The organism is Sphingobacteriaceae bacterium GW460-11-11-14-LB5 (assembly GCA_002151545.1).
GTDB lineage: Bacteria > Bacteroidota > Bacteroidia > Sphingobacteriales > Sphingobacteriaceae > Pedobacter.
Genome location: CP021237.1, coordinates 2,531,691 through 2,548,882, shown reverse-complemented (window position 1 = coordinate 2,548,882; position 17,192 = coordinate 2,531,691). Strand labels below are relative to the sequence as shown.

General features: G+C 39.7%; 9 protein-coding genes. All 9 read left to right on the top strand.

All coding sequences use genetic code 11. The features are described from left to right. Positions 1–184: 184 nt before the first annotated feature. The gene (locus CA265_10315; protein ID ARS40019.1) at positions 185–1,207 is read left to right on the top strand and encodes a GntR family transcriptional regulator; all 1,023 of its coding nucleotides are present in this window, start codon (positions 185–187) and stop codon (positions 1,205–1,207) included. A 34-nt stretch (positions 1,208–1,241) separates the two neighbouring features. Beyond that, a complete protein-coding gene (locus CA265_10310) occupies positions 1,242–1,496 on the top strand; it encodes a hypothetical protein (GenBank protein ID ARS40018.1) in 255 nt (84 codons plus the stop codon). 971 nt (positions 1,497–2,467) lie between these two features. Then, complete coding sequence (locus CA265_10305) at positions 2,468–5,719, top strand: SusC/RagA family TonB-linked outer membrane protein (GenBank protein ID ARS40017.1); 3,252 nt, start codon at positions 2,468–2,470, stop codon at positions 5,717–5,719. Positions 5,720–5,727: 8 nt separating this feature from the next. Then, on the top strand, positions 5,728–7,650 hold the full coding sequence (locus tag CA265_10300) for a RagB/SusD family nutrient uptake outer membrane protein (GenBank protein ARS42955.1): 1,923 nt from the start codon (positions 5,728–5,730) through the stop codon (positions 7,648–7,650). Positions 7,651–7,762: 112 nt separating this feature from the next. After that, the gene (locus CA265_10295) at positions 7,763–8,989 is read left to right on the top strand and encodes a hypothetical protein (protein ARS42954.1); all 1,227 of its coding nucleotides are present in this window, start codon (positions 7,763–7,765) and stop codon (positions 8,987–8,989) included. A gap of 27 nt (positions 8,990–9,016) precedes the next feature. Then, positions 9,017–10,237, top strand: coding sequence for a hypothetical protein (locus CA265_10290; protein ID ARS40016.1), 1,221 nt, complete (start codon positions 9,017–9,019; stop codon positions 10,235–10,237). Positions 10,238–10,409: 172 nt separating this feature from the next. Continuing rightward, complete coding sequence (locus CA265_10285; protein ID ARS40015.1) at positions 10,410–12,746, top strand: glycoside hydrolase; 2,337 nt, start codon at positions 10,410–10,412, stop codon at positions 12,744–12,746. 67 nt (positions 12,747–12,813) lie between these two features. Next, a complete protein-coding gene (locus CA265_10280) occupies positions 12,814–14,793 on the top strand; it encodes an alpha-galactosidase (GenBank protein ARS42953.1) in 1,980 nt (659 codons plus the stop codon). A 53-nt stretch (positions 14,794–14,846) separates the two neighbouring features. After that, positions 14,847–17,057 (top strand): alpha-galactosidase, encoded by a 2,211-nt coding sequence (locus CA265_10275; protein ARS40014.1) that lies wholly within the window; start codon positions 14,847–14,849, stop codon positions 17,055–17,057. Positions 17,058–17,192 lie beyond the last annotated feature (135 nt).

Sequence of the window (17,192 nt, the reverse complement as noted above, 5' to 3'; positions counted from 1 at the left end):
GATAAGATGTTTTTTAAGCTAATTATTGCAGGGCTTACAGTGCCTTGTAACGATGTTTTTTTTTGATTCTTATCGGTAAATAGCTAGGGCTACGATAAAAATTTTACAGATTATCACTATTAAATTTATATATTTCGAGCAAAATTACCTTAAACTAAATCGATTATAAACTAAATGGAGTTGCATGAATAAGGAAAAGCTGTTCAATGAAATCAAGGATTTGAGCATCATAAATTCTTTATCGAAACACGAACAACTTGTACAGGGAATCATCAATGGCCTAAACCATAAACTGATTGCCAAGGGAGATATTCTGCCTTCGGTTAACGAAATGATGAGGGAAACAGGTTTTGCCAAAGAAACAATTGGCAAGGCATATAAAGAACTGATCAGCAGGGGGATTTTAGAATCGAAAAACAGAAGAGGGTATTTTGTGGCGACCGATGATACTGAACAACACCTTAAAGTTTGTTTATTAATTTATGCATTCGATACTTTTCAGGAAACTTTTTACCAGAACTTCCGCGACCATTTAGGCGAAAATATTCAGGTTGATGTGTACTTCCATCACAATAATTTAAGTGTTTTCGAATCGATCATCAACAGCAATAAAGGCCAGTATGGTTTATATGTTATTGCACCGATAGAAAGTAACGAAGCCAAAGAAATATTAGAACAGTTACCAAAAGAAAAACTACTCATTGTAGACCGGTATGTAGCCTTAAAAGGCGAATATTCGTACATTGTTCAGGAGTTTGAGAAAGCTTCATACAATGCTTTTCTGGAATTGGCACCCCGGATAAAAGAATTTTCAGAGTTTGTTTTCTTTTTTAAACCATCATCTGCTGAGCCTAACGAAGTGCTGGTTTCCTTTAAACGTTTCGTAAAAGCGTTTAAGATTAATGGCGTAATTAAAAACAGTTATGAATCTGGCAGTATTGCGCCTGGCAAAGTATATTTTACCATCCACAACCTCGAGCTTTGGGAAATGTTAAAAGATGCCAAGGTAAAAGGTTTAAAGGTGGGCAAAGATTTAGGTATTCTTTCGCATAATGATGATAACGTTAAAGAGATCATATTTGACGGAATCACCACATTTTCAATCGATTTTGCGCATATGGGCCGTTTGGCTGCAGAATTTGTACTCAGCTTAAAACCCATCAAACACATCATGGAAAATAAACTGATCAGAAGGAATTCTCTTTAGTGCAAACTTCATTATTTTCAAATTCAGCTCGTTCATGCTTCTTGCTGGTGTAATTTCTTATTCAAAACTTAAGAAGCGGCATAAATTTACATCAAAAGCTATTCTTTTATTTGAAAACGACCGCGCTGTAATTCCTGGCCAATACAGTCCTGCCATCCAATTAGCTCCGATAGAAGAAATCGGAGGCTACCGTTTCTGCCAGGTTTATAACCGGATGGCTTGTTCCCGGTATGTTGCTAAAAGCACACAAGCTTTGTTGATAAACCAGATGACAGTGTCCCGACATTAGTTTTATCGTGTGGACACATCTTTTTTTAAGAATAGTTTAGGCATAATGCAAACCAACTTTAATAAAAGCACGGATTTTAACTAAGGACGCCGTCAATCCCAAGAGCGGAAAAAATCAAAAAAACAGGTGCTGTCTAGGGCAACTGGCACTAACAAACCTGAAACGCAGTGGTTTTGTGTTCATAACGATGATTTAATTTAAAAAAAATATTGAACACAAACCCCGAAGGGCTCAATCAGACCAAAGAAAATAAAAACAATTCCTGATTAAACGAAGTGCCGCTGTTTTTTTGATGTGCATGGGATTGAGCAAAAAGCTCATTGCCGGATTGACAAAGCGTTTTGGGTACTTTGGCGCTCCAAAGTACCATGCCATCGCGGCATAGAGCGGAAAAATAAATAAATATTTGTGCCGACACTTGATAGTTTTTTAGAATCAGGGACTCTCAATAGCAGGAATGATGCTGATCCCGAAGCTTCAGGACAGCATGACGATCGATTTAGGCAATGACGCTAAAAACAAATGTAAATTAACAGAGATGTCATGCTTTTACGCCTTTTTTTAAGGCCTTCGATTCATTCCTTTAATCCTGCTCATTATTCTTAAACGATTTATCTCTAGAAAGTTGGAATATTAAATTTTTTGTTTATAATTGTATTCGAAAATAGTAGGATAGGATAGGATAGGATAAAATGATTATTTACTTGCGTTCCAGCGCTTAGTTTCCCTTTATAAAATGTGAAACAAGTAAATGAGCTGATTTACCCTAATCCCGATTACATTTTCATTAACCAAATAACCAAAACGATATGAGAAATTTTACAAATTACTTTAATGGAAAGCAATTTCCGTCTTTTATGATCGCTACATGGCGACCAGCAGATTTACAACATCTTAAAGGGCATTAACCTGCCGTCTATCTACATCTATCTTAAATAGTTTTAATTCACTCATTAAAAGCTAATTAGCAAATGAAGCAATTATTTTTGTTTTGTGGGCACTTATCGGTGTCCAACAGGTTAAGAAATGCAATGATATTGACGGGTTCGGTTCTTGTATTTTTCCTGATTTTTATGCCTGCTGAAGGTTTTTCTCAAACGGGAAAGAAAACCATTACGGGTAAGGTTACAGATACACTTGGGGTAGGGCTGCCCGGGGTAACGGTAGCTGTTGTTAATAAGGTTAATGTGGGTACACAGACCGATAATAACGGAAAGTTTGTACTTGATGTAACACCTGGAGAAATACTTCGGTTTTCTTATGTGGGATACAGGGAGCAAAGGGCCACAGTTGGTGCAGCGAATGTGCTGAACATTAAATTAACTGAAGAAAATATGTTATCTGAAGAGGTCGTAATTACCGCCTTAGGACAGAAACAACGTAAAGAAGCTTTGGTTGGTTCGGTAACAACGGTAAAAGTTGGCAACCTTAAAATACCATCAAGTAACCTGACCAATGCGCTTTCAGGCCAGATAGCAGGTGTAATCGGGTACCAGCGTAGCGGACAGCCCGGGCAGGATAACTCGCAGTTTTTTATTCGTGGGGTAACTACTTTTGGTTATAAACAAGATCCGCTTATTTTAATTGATAACGTAGAGCTGAGTGCTTCAGATTTAGCACGCTTACAAGTTGACGATATTGAAAGCTTTTCTATCTTGAAAGATGCAAGTGCTACGGCATTGTATGGTGCAAGGGGTGCAAATGGTGTTATTTTAGTGAGCACCAAATCGGGTAAAGAAGGCAAAGCCAAAATAAGCTTCCGGTTAGAAAATTCTGCTTCTCAATCGGTAAAGAGCCTGCAGCTTGCTGATCCGATTACTTACATGAAACTTTTTAACGAAGCATCAATTGGCAGAGGCATGGACCCCATGTTTACACCTAACCAGATTATTAATACACAGGCTACAATAAATAAAAGTCCTGGTTATAACGAATACGTTTATCCAGCCGTAGATTGGTTAGACATGTTATTTAAAAAACGGACCAGTACACAACGGGCCAATATTGGCATTAGTGGCGGTGGTGGCGTGGCCCGTTATTATATTGCAGGTTCTTACAATTTAGATAATGGTATACTTAAAGAGGATGAGCGGAATAACAACGATAATAATGTAAAATTCCGCAATTACCAATTACGCTCTAATATTAATATCGATTTAAGTAAAACCACCGAAATGGTAGTCCGCCTGTCGGGTAATTTTAGCGAATATAATGGACCTCTGGCAACAGATGGGGGTTTTTCGACCGATTTATATAATATCGCTGTACATACCAGTCCGGTTTCTTTTCCGGCATTTTATCCGGCCGATGCCGCCAACCAAAATGCGCAACATATTCTTTTTGGAAATAGAGGTGGAGCAGGTGTAAACAGTATTTTGGATAACAACCCTTACGCTGCGATGTTACGCGGACATAAAAACTCTTCTGAATCGCGCATGTCGGCACAGTTTGAAGTCAATCAGAAGTTAGATTTCTTTACCGAAGGCCTTTCCTTTAAATCTATTTTTAGTACCAACAGGTATTCGTATTTCGATTCGCAAAGGGCATACTCTCCATTTTATTATAATATTGGTTCTTACGATAAGCAAAGTAATACCTATGTTTTAAACTGGCTTAATTCATCGGTAACGGGCGGTGCGCCAAACATTGCACAAGAATACCTGTCTTATAATCCAGGTAATACCAATATCAATACTTTTTTATATGCACAGGCATCATTAAATTATGATAAATCTTTCGGTAATCATAATGTTAGTGGAACCTTAATTGGTACGGCACAACAAACCGTTTACAGTAACGCCAGTTCCCTGCAGAATTCGCTTCCTTACCGGAATTTGGGTTTAGCCGGACGCTTAACCTATTCTTATAAAAGCCGGTATTTTTTAGAATCTAATTTTGGTTATAATGGGTCTGAACGGTTTTCAGAAGACCATCGTTTTGGTTTCTTTCCAACTATTGGTGCCGGATGGGTGCTCTCTAACGAGAAATTTTGGACCGGTGGAATTGCCAACGTGGTTAACCGCTTAAAATTAAGAGGTAGTTATGGTATTGTGGGTAACGATGCCATTGGTGCACAACGTTTCTTCTATATCTCAGAAGTAAATTTAAATGGCGGCGGAAATTATGCCCAATTTGGGTTTAATGGCGCTTCTAACCGCAGTGGGGTATTCATCAATAATTACGAAAATAAAGATGTTACCTGGGAAACATCACAACAAACCAATTTGGCCTTAGAAGCTACGCTTTTCAAAAACTTGAATTTAATTGCTGAAGTATATAATAATTATCGCTATGATATCTATATGGCTCGTGCCAACCTGCCTAGCACTTTGGGTTTAGAAGCCAGTGTAGGTGCCAATGTGGGTGAGGCCAGATCGAGAGGGATCGATTTATCGTTAGATTATAAGTTTAATGTGAATGCATTTTCTTTCGCCGTACGCTCTAATTTAACTTTCGCCAAAAACAAATACATTAATTATGAAGAACCGCAATGGGCAGAGTCTTACCGTTATACCACCGGACAGCCCATTAGCAGAAATTTTGGTTATATAGCCGAACGCCTGTTTGTTGATGATAAAGAAGTACAAAACTCGCCAACACAGATTTTCTCTGCAAATGGTAAAGCACCACGAGCGGGTGATATTAAGTACCGCGATTTAAATAACGATGGTAGAATTGATGATGCTGATAAAGCTTATATCGGTTTCCCTCAATCTCCTGAAGTGGTATATGGCTTTGGTTTCAGTTCATCATACAAAGGTTTCGATCTTTCTGCCTTTTTTACCGGACAGGATAGGATGACTTTCTTTATCGATCCAACCCGGGTAAGTCCTTTTGTGCCGAGCAATCAGCAATATATTCTAGGTAATACTCAATTATTGAAAGATTTTGCAGAGAATCACTGGTCGCCGGAAAACCAGAATTTATATGCGCTTTATCCAAGGCTTGCTGTTAATGCTGCCGATTTAGAAAATAATGCACAAACGAGCACCTGGTGGATGAGAAATGGCCGCTTAATGCGCTTGAAATCTGTAGAATTTGGATATACCCTGCCTCAGCGCATTTCTACTAAAATAAAGCTGAATTCCTGCCGGATTTATTTCAACGGGCTAAACCTGCTTACCTGGAGTCCTTTTAAAATGTGGGATCCGGAGCAAGGTGGAAACGGTTTTGCCTATCCAATACAAAAGGTATTCAATGTTGGTCTTAACGTAACCTTATAATGAAAACGATAAAAAAATATTTCACATACAGTTGCATTGTTTTAGTGCTTTGCAGCATGGTATCCTGTAAAAAGTACCTGGATGTAACACCTGATGATATTGGTACGCTTGATTATGCCTTCAGAAACAGAAATGAAGCCGAAAACTACCTGTATTCGTGTTATGCCTATCTGCAACGGATGAACGATGTGGCTTCAAATCCAAGTTTTACCACTTCATCAGAACTGATTTACTCGAATACACTTGATAATTTTCAAGGTTTTAACCGAACAGGCTTTAATTTATTGAGAGGAACACAAACGGCTGCAAAACCAGGACTAAACACCTGGGATGGAGAAGAAGGAAGTTACAGCCTCTGGCGCTCCATCAGGATCTGTAACATTATGCTCGAGAATATCGATAAGCCTATTGATTTAGGTGCTACCGAAAAGAAACGCTGGACAGCAGAAACTAAATTTTTAAAGGCCTACTATCATTATGTGTTATTTAAAATGTATGGTCCAATACCACTAATTAAAAACAATTTAGCCATAAACAGTACCACTGACGAGGTAAGGATTAAAAGAGCTCCGGTAAATGAAACGGTAGATTATATCATTTCACTATTAGATGAGGCTATTCCTGATCTACCTGCAGTGATTACAAGTCAGGCAACTGAGTTGGGCAGGGTAACCAGTGTAATTGCACTTTCGGTAAAGGCTGATGTATTAACTACAGCGGCAAGTCCGCTTTTTAACGGCAATCCTGATTATGTGAGTTTTAAAGATAAAGATGGTGTTAGCCTTTTCCCTGCAGCTTATGATGCGCAGAAATGGAAGAAAGCGGCTGATGCGGCGAAAGTTGCCATTACCGCTGCCGAAGCACAAGGAATTAAATTGTATACCTTCAATTCGCCATCAACAGTGGGCAAATTATCCGATTCGTTAAAAAGAGAATTAGATGTACAGAATGCTGTAGCAGAAAGGTGGGAGTTGAATCCGGAAATCATTTGGGCATCAAACCCGGAATTTAATTATCAAGGATTTGCAACGCCTAGGCTCACGGCAAAATCTGCGGTCAATAATTTTTCCAATCCTTCTACTTTTTCGGCTCCAATAAGTACCCAAGAACTTTTTTATACAGTTAACGGGGTGCCGATTACGGAAGATAAAACCTGGGATTATGCCGGCAGGAATACCATTAAAGCTGGCGACAATGCCAGCAGATATTACATTCAGCAGGGTTACGAAACGATAAAAGGCCATTTCGCCCGCGAAACCCGTTTTTACGCAGATATTGCTTTTGACGGAGGTATCTGGTTTGGAAATGGAAGAAATAATCAGGACGACCCGGCTAATCCTTTGTATTATGTATCAGCAAGAGGTAGCGGATTTGCGGCACCAAGTGATAACATCAGGTTAAATATTACGGGTTATTGGCCTAAAAAACTGGTTAGTTATGCATCTGTTTATGATGATGGTTTTCAACCTTCAGCCTTCCGTTTGCCTTTGATCAGATTGGCTGGATTATATTTACTATATGCAGAAGCATTAAACGAGGTGAATGGGCCTACCGCAGAAGTGTTTACTTATGTGGATAAAGTGAGGCAAAGAGCTGGTTTACAAGGTGTACAAGCCTCGTGGACAAACTTTTCCAAAAATCCGAATAAATTTAATACCAAAGAAGGGTTGCGACAGATTATCCACCAGGAAAGAAGAATTGAGCTTTGTTTTGAAGGTCAGAGCGGCTGGGATTTAAGAAGATGGAAAGAACTTCAGGCGGTTTTAAATAATCCGATCCAAGGCTGGAGTATAAACAATGCAGAAGCGGTGAATTACTATCGTCCAACTACACAGTTTATCCCGGTATTTGGTTTAAAAGATTATTTATGGCCAATAAAAAGCTACGATCTGGTGGTAAATCCAAACTTAGTTCAAAATCCTTATTGGTAGTTTAAAATATTTAAAGAAATGAAACCATGATGTCTGGCGTAAAGAATAATTTTTTATTCACCTGCATCATCGCTTCATCACCATTGAAAATAAATTCAAAATGATGAAAAATATTAAAAATAGTATTTACCTAATCTTTATCGTTTCTGTTTTGGTGAGCATAGCTGCCTGCAAAAAAATGGAAACCTATAACGATCCGGCTTCTTCAGATATGACCAAGCCTGGGGTGGTAACCAATATTAAAGTTGATAATTTTAATGGCGGCGCATACATTACCTATTCTTTGCCGAACTCGAAAAACCTTTTGTATGTGCTGGCGCAGTACAAAATAAACGGTGTAACGACAAGAGAAACGAAATCGAGTTATTATTCTGATTCTATTATGGTAGATGGCTTTGCGAAAAAACAGGGTTATGATGTTACGTTGTATGCGGTAAGCAGGGCAGAGGTTAAGTCAGATCCCGTTATCGTAAAGGTAAATCCCGATACGCCACCATACCTGCTTTTAAAGCCAACGATTAATGCCGAGGCTGATTTTGGAGGCATAAAAATTACGGGAACTAATCCCTTAAAAAACAATTTGGGTATAATTCTTTTAAATGTTGCCGATAACAATACTTCGGATGTAATTGATCAGCATTATGGCAAAACCGAAATTTTCGATTATTCGGTTAGGGGTTATGCACCGGTTGCGAAGAAGATTGGGTATTACGTAACGGATAATTTTGGAAATATTTCTGATACCACCTATAAAACAGTTACCCCATTTTTTGAAACCTTGTTGGATAGAGGGAAATTTTTTCAATACAGGCTGCCATCTGATGGCGTAATTGCCTATGGCTGGGATCTTCCTTATTTGTGGGATGGCAAAACAGACGGTAACTCGAACGGATGGCACACGGCGCCGGGTGGGGCAATGCCTGCAATAGCAACATTTGGTTTAGGTATCAGCGCAAAATTAAGCCGCTTTATTTTATGGGAAAGACCAGATGGCGGCGACAAATTTGCTTATGGACATGGAAATCCAAAAGTATTCTCCATTTGGGGCTCTGATGTAGCTGTTCCACGCGATGCACAGCTGCCTTTGTCTGCACCGGTTGGTACGGTTATAGGCGATTGGATAAACATGGGGAATTATAATTATCCAAATCCACCTTCTGGCCAGGCACCCGTAGCACACACTACTGCAGATAACGATTTTGTAAAGGCTGGTGTAAGTTTCAACTTTCCGCTAACAAACCCTAAAGTTCGCTATATCCGTTTATCGGTAAGCACCACATGGTCTAACGGTACTTTTGCACATGCCATGGAAATGGCCTTTTACGGCGACCCAAGATAATTAATATAAGAAGATAAATTTTCGAACATGAAAAGTATATATAAAATTAGCGGTTTGCTATTGCTGTTGGTTACAGTGATACTTAGCTGTACCAAAGATGATCTTGCTTTTAAAGATTTTTTAAAAGACGGTGAAATTATTTACCCCGGCCGTGTGGCCAACATTGTAACCAAACCTGGTAATTTAAGAACTGCTTTATGGTGGAATCCGAGCCCCGATCCAAGTGTAAGTAAATATGTGGTTTATTGGAATAACAACGCCGATTCAGTTGTCGTTACGGCGAGCAGTCATAATCCAACGGATACAATAAAGGTGATTATTCCGAATTTGAGCGAATATACCTACACGTTTACCATCTATTCGTACGATGCCCAGGGGCATAAATCTATCCCGATAGAGGCTAGAAATGTACGGGTTTTTGGCCCTCTATATCAATCTGGATTATTGAACAGGCCATACAATGCCACCACACCATATGTGATAAACAGCAATGGTTCTGTTCAGCTAAATTTTAAAACACCTGATACCATCAACGTCAATACGATAATCAGATATACCAATACAGCAGGTACAAGTGTAGATAAAACGCTTTTACCCGCCGATACCGCTATTACACTTACTGATTATAAAGCCGGAACCGATATTACCTATAAATCATCTTATATTCCGGGTAAAGGATCGCTGGATGTATTTTCGGTAAGCGATTTTTCTACTTTCCCCAAGATTTTTACTTATGTACTTTGCGATCGTTCACTTTTTGCCGAGGTACGTTTGCCAGGGGATGCACCAACCTACGAATCGGGTACCAGCATCAGTAAACTTTGGGATGGAAGCGTTGGACCACAGGGTTATCCGAACATTTTTCACAGTGCCGGCAATAGTGGTATGCCACATGTAATAACTTTCGATTTAGGTAAAGTATATAGCAATTTATCGCGTATAGAAGAAACCGGAAGGGATTGCTGTAATAATCCGGATCGTTTTGAGGTTTGGGGAACAGCTGATTTAACCAATGCCACAACTACCTTATCAGCAAGCAATAATGGCTGGCCAGCTGAAGCCACCAGTAAGGGCTGGACACTTTTAAAAGATGTGACCAGAAGTGATGATGGCAAAAATGCAATAACCGCCGAACTGGACAACGCAGGAAAACCAATTCGTTATATTCGCATCAGGATTAAACATGTAACCACTGGTGATGGAAATTATAGCAATATGAGCGAAATCAGGTTCTGGAATAAAGAGTAATTTTTTGATATAATTGATTTGATTAATAATTTAATTCCGTCATCTCGACTGGAGCGCAGTGGAATGGAGAGATCTATCTAGAAAGATTTCTCGACTTCGTTGCACTCCGTTCGAAATGACGATCCCGACGGCCGGATCAAATTCATATCGTACAACAACACACAAATGAAAAATGTATAAAAAGCAACTTATTTTTATTACACTATGCTCGTTTTTTATCGGTAAAAATGCCGCTGCCCAACAGCAACCTTTAACATTATGGTACGATAAACCGGCCAAAATCTGGGAAGAAACCCTTCCTTTAGGTAATGGTAAACTCGGCATGACACCAGATGGCGGAATTACCAGGGAGCATATTGTATTGAACGATATTACCTTGTGGAGCGGCGGAAAACAAGATGCCAACAATTACGAAGCCTACAAAAGTTTGCCCAAAATCAGGCAGCTGATATTGGAAGGAAAAAATGATGAGGCCCAGGAATTGGTTAACCGCGATTTTGTTTGCAAAGGGCAGGGATCGGGTGGCGCAAACTGGGGTAAATACCAAACCCTTGGAAACCTTCAGCTCGATTTTGATTACCCAGGCGTAAAAAATGTAAGTCCACAGACCTATAAAAGATCTTTATCCTTAGATAAAGCCGTTGCAGTGTCCGAATTTACGCTCGATGGCGTAAAATACAAAAGAGAATATTTCTGCAGTTTTGATGATGATGTTAACGTAATCAGGATCACGGCAGATCAGCCTAAAAAACTGAACTGCAATATTTCCATTAGCAGGTCTGAAAAAGCAACATTAGCCAGCGAAGGTAATGAACTGCTGATGTTTGGTCAACTCGATAACGGCACTGATGGTAAGGGGATGAAATACCTGAGCCGCGTAAGCACTCAATTGAAAGATGGTACAGTAACAAATGAAGGCAATATCATCAAAGTAAAAAATGCAACTGAGCTGATTATTTACGTTGCGGCAGAAACCGATTTTAAACATGCCGATTTTGAAACGAGGGTAAAACAAGTTTTACAAAACGCTAAAAAGAAGGCCTACAGCTTGGAACTGGCCGACCATACCTCAAAATTTGGTAAACTTTTCAACAGGTTAAAAATCAATTTAGGAGAGGGCGCAGCCGCCAAACTGCCAACAGATGTAAGGTTAGAGCGCTTCTATAAAGATTACAAAAATGATGTTTCATTAAGCGCTTTGTTCTTCCAGTTTGGTCGCTATTTAAGCATCAGCAGTACAAGGGTAGGGCTTTTGCCACCAAACCTTCAGGGCTTATGGGCAAACCAGATTAATACCCCATGGAATGGCGATTACCACTTAGATGTAAACGTACAGATGAATCATTGGGCTATTGAGCCCGCCAACCTTTCGGAGTTAAACCTTCCACTGGCTGAATTGGTAAGAAATTTAACCGGTCCTGGTGCAAAAACCGCAAAAGCCTATTACAATGCCGATGGATGGATTGCCCACGTAATTACGAATGTATGGGGATTTACAGAGCCTGGCGAAAGTGCTTCTTGGGGCGCTTCAAATGCAGGTTCGGGCTGGTTATGCAGCAATTTATGGGATCATTTTGCCTATAGCCGCGATTTAAAATACCTGAAAAGCATTTACCCGATTTTGAAAGGATCAGCAGCATTTTATCAAAGCGCCTTAGTGAAAGATCCAAAAACGGGTTGGTTGGTTACTTCACCCTCGGTATCGCCAGAGAATACCTTCTACCTTCCGAACGGAAAAACTGCGAGTATTTCGATGGGACCAACGATCGATAACCAGATTGTGAGAGAACTTTTTAACCACGTAATTACAGCCGCTAAACTGCTTAAAACTGATGCAGCCTTTAGTGCATCATTACAGGAAAAATTAAAATCTATTCCACCAATAGGTGTAATCAGTAAAGACGGACGCATACAGGAATGGCTGGAAGATTATAAAGAAACCGATCCTCAGCACCGTCATATCTCACATTTATACGGGGTTTATCCTGCCGGATTAATTACCCCAACGGCTACGCCCGCACTTGCGGAGGCGGCAAAGAAAACGCTTGAAGTAAGGGGAGATGACGGGCCAAGTTGGTCAATTGCTTATAAACAGTTATTTTGGGCAAGACTACAGGATGGAAACCGGGCTTTTAAACTGTTTAGAGAGATTTTAAAACCTACATTACGAACAGATATTAATTACGGCGCTGGCGGAGGTGTTTATCCAAATATGTTATCGGCCGGGCCGCCATTTCAGATTGATGGTAATTTTGGTGCATCGGCAGCTATTGCAGAAATGCTGATCCAAAGCCATGATGGTTTTATCGAACTGTTACCTGCTATTCCCGATGCCTGGAAAGGTTTTGGTGAAATTAAAGGATTAAAAGCCAGAGGTAATTTTACGGTTGATATAAATTGGAAAGATGGTAAAATTACCCATTACAGCATCGCTTCGGCCACCCCACAAAAGGTAAAGCTAAAAATGAATGGAAAATTAACCGAGATAATGTCGACCAAAATTAAATAAACACATGGTTTTTAAATTTTTATTCAGGCATAAGTTATTCTTGATTTTATTCATCCTGTTGTTTTCAATGCGGTCTGCATCTGCCATTGTAATCAATTATGGTAAAGCTGGAAAAATAGACTACAACCTTAAAACCGGCACTTTCCAGGTTTTAAATGGCACTACGCAACTCTTATCAAATGGTTTTTCTCAGGCAGGATATCAGAAAAAGATGCTCAGTTCAACAGATTACCGGCAAATTAGCTATACCAAAACGGCTATTAAAGATGGTTTTGGAAATGGATTTAAACATGTTTTCCTGTTGAAACAAGCTGGTTTGCCTAATATGCAGCAGGTTTTTTATACCTACTCAGGTCTGGATTATTTTATGATAAGCCTTACTTTACAAGGGGTTGATTTATCCATCAACCACATGGTGCCTTTAAGCGGAAATTTAACCGACCGGGAGGTTTCAGACGTACCCACCAGTTTATTCGTGCCGTTTGATAACGATACCTTTATTTCTTACCATGCTGTTCCACTGAAGGCCAATACGAGCAATCCGAGTGCAGAGGTTACCGCTTTATACCACGATCAATCCAGAAATGGTTTTATCATCGGATCTATAGAACACAGCAACTGGAAAACAGGCATCATTACCGCCGCAGATAGCGACAAAAAAATAGCTATACAGGCCATTTGTGGTTATACTGAAGAAAACATCACCCGCGATAAAATTGAACATGGTTATTTAAAAGGCAATTCGATCAGTTCTGCCAGAGTATTTTTTGGTGCTTTTGCCGATTGGCGTTCGGGCATGGAAAACTATGCAAAGGCTAACCGCATAGCAGAACCGCCTATTGTTTTTAAATGGAAAGCCGGAACTCCTGTAGGCTGGAACAGTTGGGGGGTAATGCAAGAGAAAATAACACTCGAAAAGGCCAATCAGGTAGTCGATTTTTTTGCTGATAGCCTAAAAACCTTCAGAAGTGGTGGTGTGGCTTATATCGACCTCGATTCTTATTGGGATAACCTGCTGAAAGGAGGCTTAACAGGCGACTACTCCAAACTAAAAGCCTTTGTTGATTATGCAAAATCGAAAGGATTAAAACCCGGGATTTATTGGGCACCTTTTGTTGACTGGGGATTTGCCGGAGGGGGGAATCGTAAGGCAGAAGGCAGCAATTATACATTTGGCGAGATGTGGACCAAGGTTGGCTCAGGTTACCACGATATAGATGGAGCAAGGGCCTTAGATCCAACACATCCGGGTACACAGCAACGCATGGCTGCCGTTATCAAAAAGTTTATGGAATGTGGTTTTGAAATGATTAAAATCGACTTCTTAGGTCACGCAGCAATAGAATCCGATCATTTTTACGATCCCAACATTACCACCGGAATGCAGGCTTATAAAGTAGGCATGGAATTTTTATTAAAACAGCTGGATCATAAAATGCTGGTTTACGCAGCCATATCGCCAAGTTTAGCTTCTGCACGGTACATACACATGCGCAGAATAGCCTGCGATGCTTTTAAATCGATAAAAGATACAGAGTATACTTTAAACGGCCTGAGCAATGGCTGGTGGCAAACCTATCTTTACGATTATATCGATGCCGACCATGTGGTATTCTCTGATCAATCTGATGGGGAAAATACGGCTAGATTTCTATCCGCAATCGTTACAGGGACTTGCATCAATGGCGATGATTTTTCCAAACAAGGAAAATGGAGCAGTACCGCTCAGCGTTTATTGAACAATACCGAAATTCTTCAGGTGTTACAGGATGGAAAAGCTTTTGTTCCGGTAGAAGGGAACAGGGCTAAACTGGCCTCACCACTTTTTGTAAAACAGGTTGGAAATGTAAAATACCTGGCCATATTTAATTATAACGATAAAACAAAACCTTTTAAGTTAGATTTTTCGAGGATTGGTTTAAACAAAGATGAGGTGTACAACGCCCAAAATTTACTCACACATAAAACAGAAGATTTAAAAAACAACCAGGCTCTGAATTTAGCTGGAAAAGATGCCACTATGATTAAAATAACACTAAAAAAATAAACTTAAATCAACTACTACCTATAAACATTACCCGATTAACATTGAAAACACAAATGAACAAATCAGATCAAATTGCAGGTTACATGAAACATGGGGCATTAGCCCTTGCCGTTTCACTTTTTACCATCGGCAATATTAAAGCCCAAAGTATCATACCCGTCGAAACCGCGCATCATGCTTTGGTGCTACAGGCTAATGCCAAAAAAGATGTAAACACCATATTTTTTGGAAAAAAACTGGCTAACAAAGAAGAATATGCCCAGGTTACCGCGCAATATAAACAGACTGAAGATTATACCGGACAGCTTAATTCGGTGTATACGCCTTCAGGATCAAGAAACCTGGTCGAACCCGCCATTAGCGTTACCCATGCCGATGGTAATAACTCGCTTGATCTGAAATACGTTGATCATACGATTACTGCTATTGATGATAATGTAAGTTTAATAAAGATCAGATTAAAAGATCCCGTTTATAATTTTGAGGTAAGCCTGTTCTATAAATCTTTTTACAAACAGGATGTGATAGAACAATGGACAGAGATTAAACATAGCGAAAAGGGAACTGTGGTGCTGCATAAATATGCCTCAGCCAATCTGCACCTAAAGTCACCGCGTTTTTGGCTAAACCAGTATCATGGCGATTGGGCCAAGGAAATGCAACCCGAACAAAGTGAAATTACCCATGGCATTAAAACTTTAGATAGCAAATTGGGTACGAGGGCAAATTTATTTCAACCTTCGGTTTTTATGATTTCGTTAGATAAACCAGCGGAAGAAAATGAAGGCAGTGTTTTGTATGGAGCGATGGAATGGAGCGGTAATTTCAAGATCGATCTTGAACTGGATTACCAGGATAACCTCCGCATTATTGCCGGAATGAACAATTATGCCTCTCCCTATAGCTTAAAAGCTGGTGAAGTTTTTACAACCCCTGCTTTTTTGTATACTTTTTCTGATCAGGGAAAAGGCGATGCCAGCAGAAAATTGCAAGATTGGGCACGTAACTATAAAATATTAGATGGAAAAGGCAGCAGGTTAACCCTTTTAAACAATTGGGAGGCCACTTATTTCGATTTTAATGAGCAAAAGCTGGCCGATTTATTAAAAGATACCAAAAAACTGGGTGTCGATTTCTTTTTGCTTGATGATGGCTGGTTCGGGAATAAATATCCGCGTAACGATGATCATGCCGGGCTTGGCGATTGGCAGGAGAATAAGAAGAAATTGCCAAACGGAATAGCTTCTTTGGTAAAAGAGGCCGATAACGTTGGAACCAGATTCGGAATATGGATTGAACCTGAAATGGTTAACCCTAAAAGTGAACTTTATGAAAAACATCCTGACTGGGTGGTGAAACAGCCTAACAGACCTGAATATTATTTCAGGAACCAATTAGAACTCGACTTGAGCAATCCAAAAGTACAGGATTTTGTTTTCGGTGTGGTGGATGGTCTGTTTACTAAAAATCCGAAACTGGCTTATATTAAATGGGATTGTAATGCGGTCATCTACAATGCATACTCCGCGCACTTAAAAAATCAATCTCATTTTTACATCGATTATGTAAGGGGACTGTATCGTGTTTTGCAAAGAATTCGCGCAAAATACCCAACGGTACCCATGATGTTATGTTCTGGTGGAGGTGGTAGGGTAGATTATGCTGCCTTACAGTATTTTACAGAGTTTTGGCCGAGCGATAACACCGACCCATTAGAGCGCATATTTATGCAATGGGAGTACTCTTATTTTTATCCCGCCATCAGCAGTGCTAACCATGTAACCGATTGGGGGAAACAACCCATCAAATTCCGTACTGATGTTGCCATGATGGGCAAATTGGGTTTTGATATCGTGGTAAGCAAACTGCCTGAAAAGGAACTTCAATTCTGCCAGGAGGCCATTAAAAACTATAATGATGTAAAACAAACCATCTGGCAAGGCGAACAATACCGGTTAGCCAATCCGCGTAGCGGCAGCATTGCATCGATGTTATATGTAAATGCAGAAAAAACTGAAGCTGTTATTTTTAATTACCTGGTAAACTACCGGTATGGCGAAAACAGTAAATATCCGATTAAACTCAATGGGTTAGATGCAGCGAAAAAATACCAGATTAAAGAAATCAACCTTTATCCAGGTACAAAATCATCGATAGATGCTACCAAAACCTATACGGGTGATTTCTTAATGAAAGTGGGTTTTAACCCCAATCTTAATACCACAAGGACCAGTGTGGTGCTAAAATTAGAAGAAGTGAAGTAATATGGTATTCGTCATTTCGACTGAAGCGTAGCGAAATGGAGAAATCTAATTAATGGTTTCTCCATTTTTTTTACCACAGCGTTTAGTAGAGCAATCTTTCCAGCTAGCCATCCTTGCTAGAAAGATTGCTTCCCC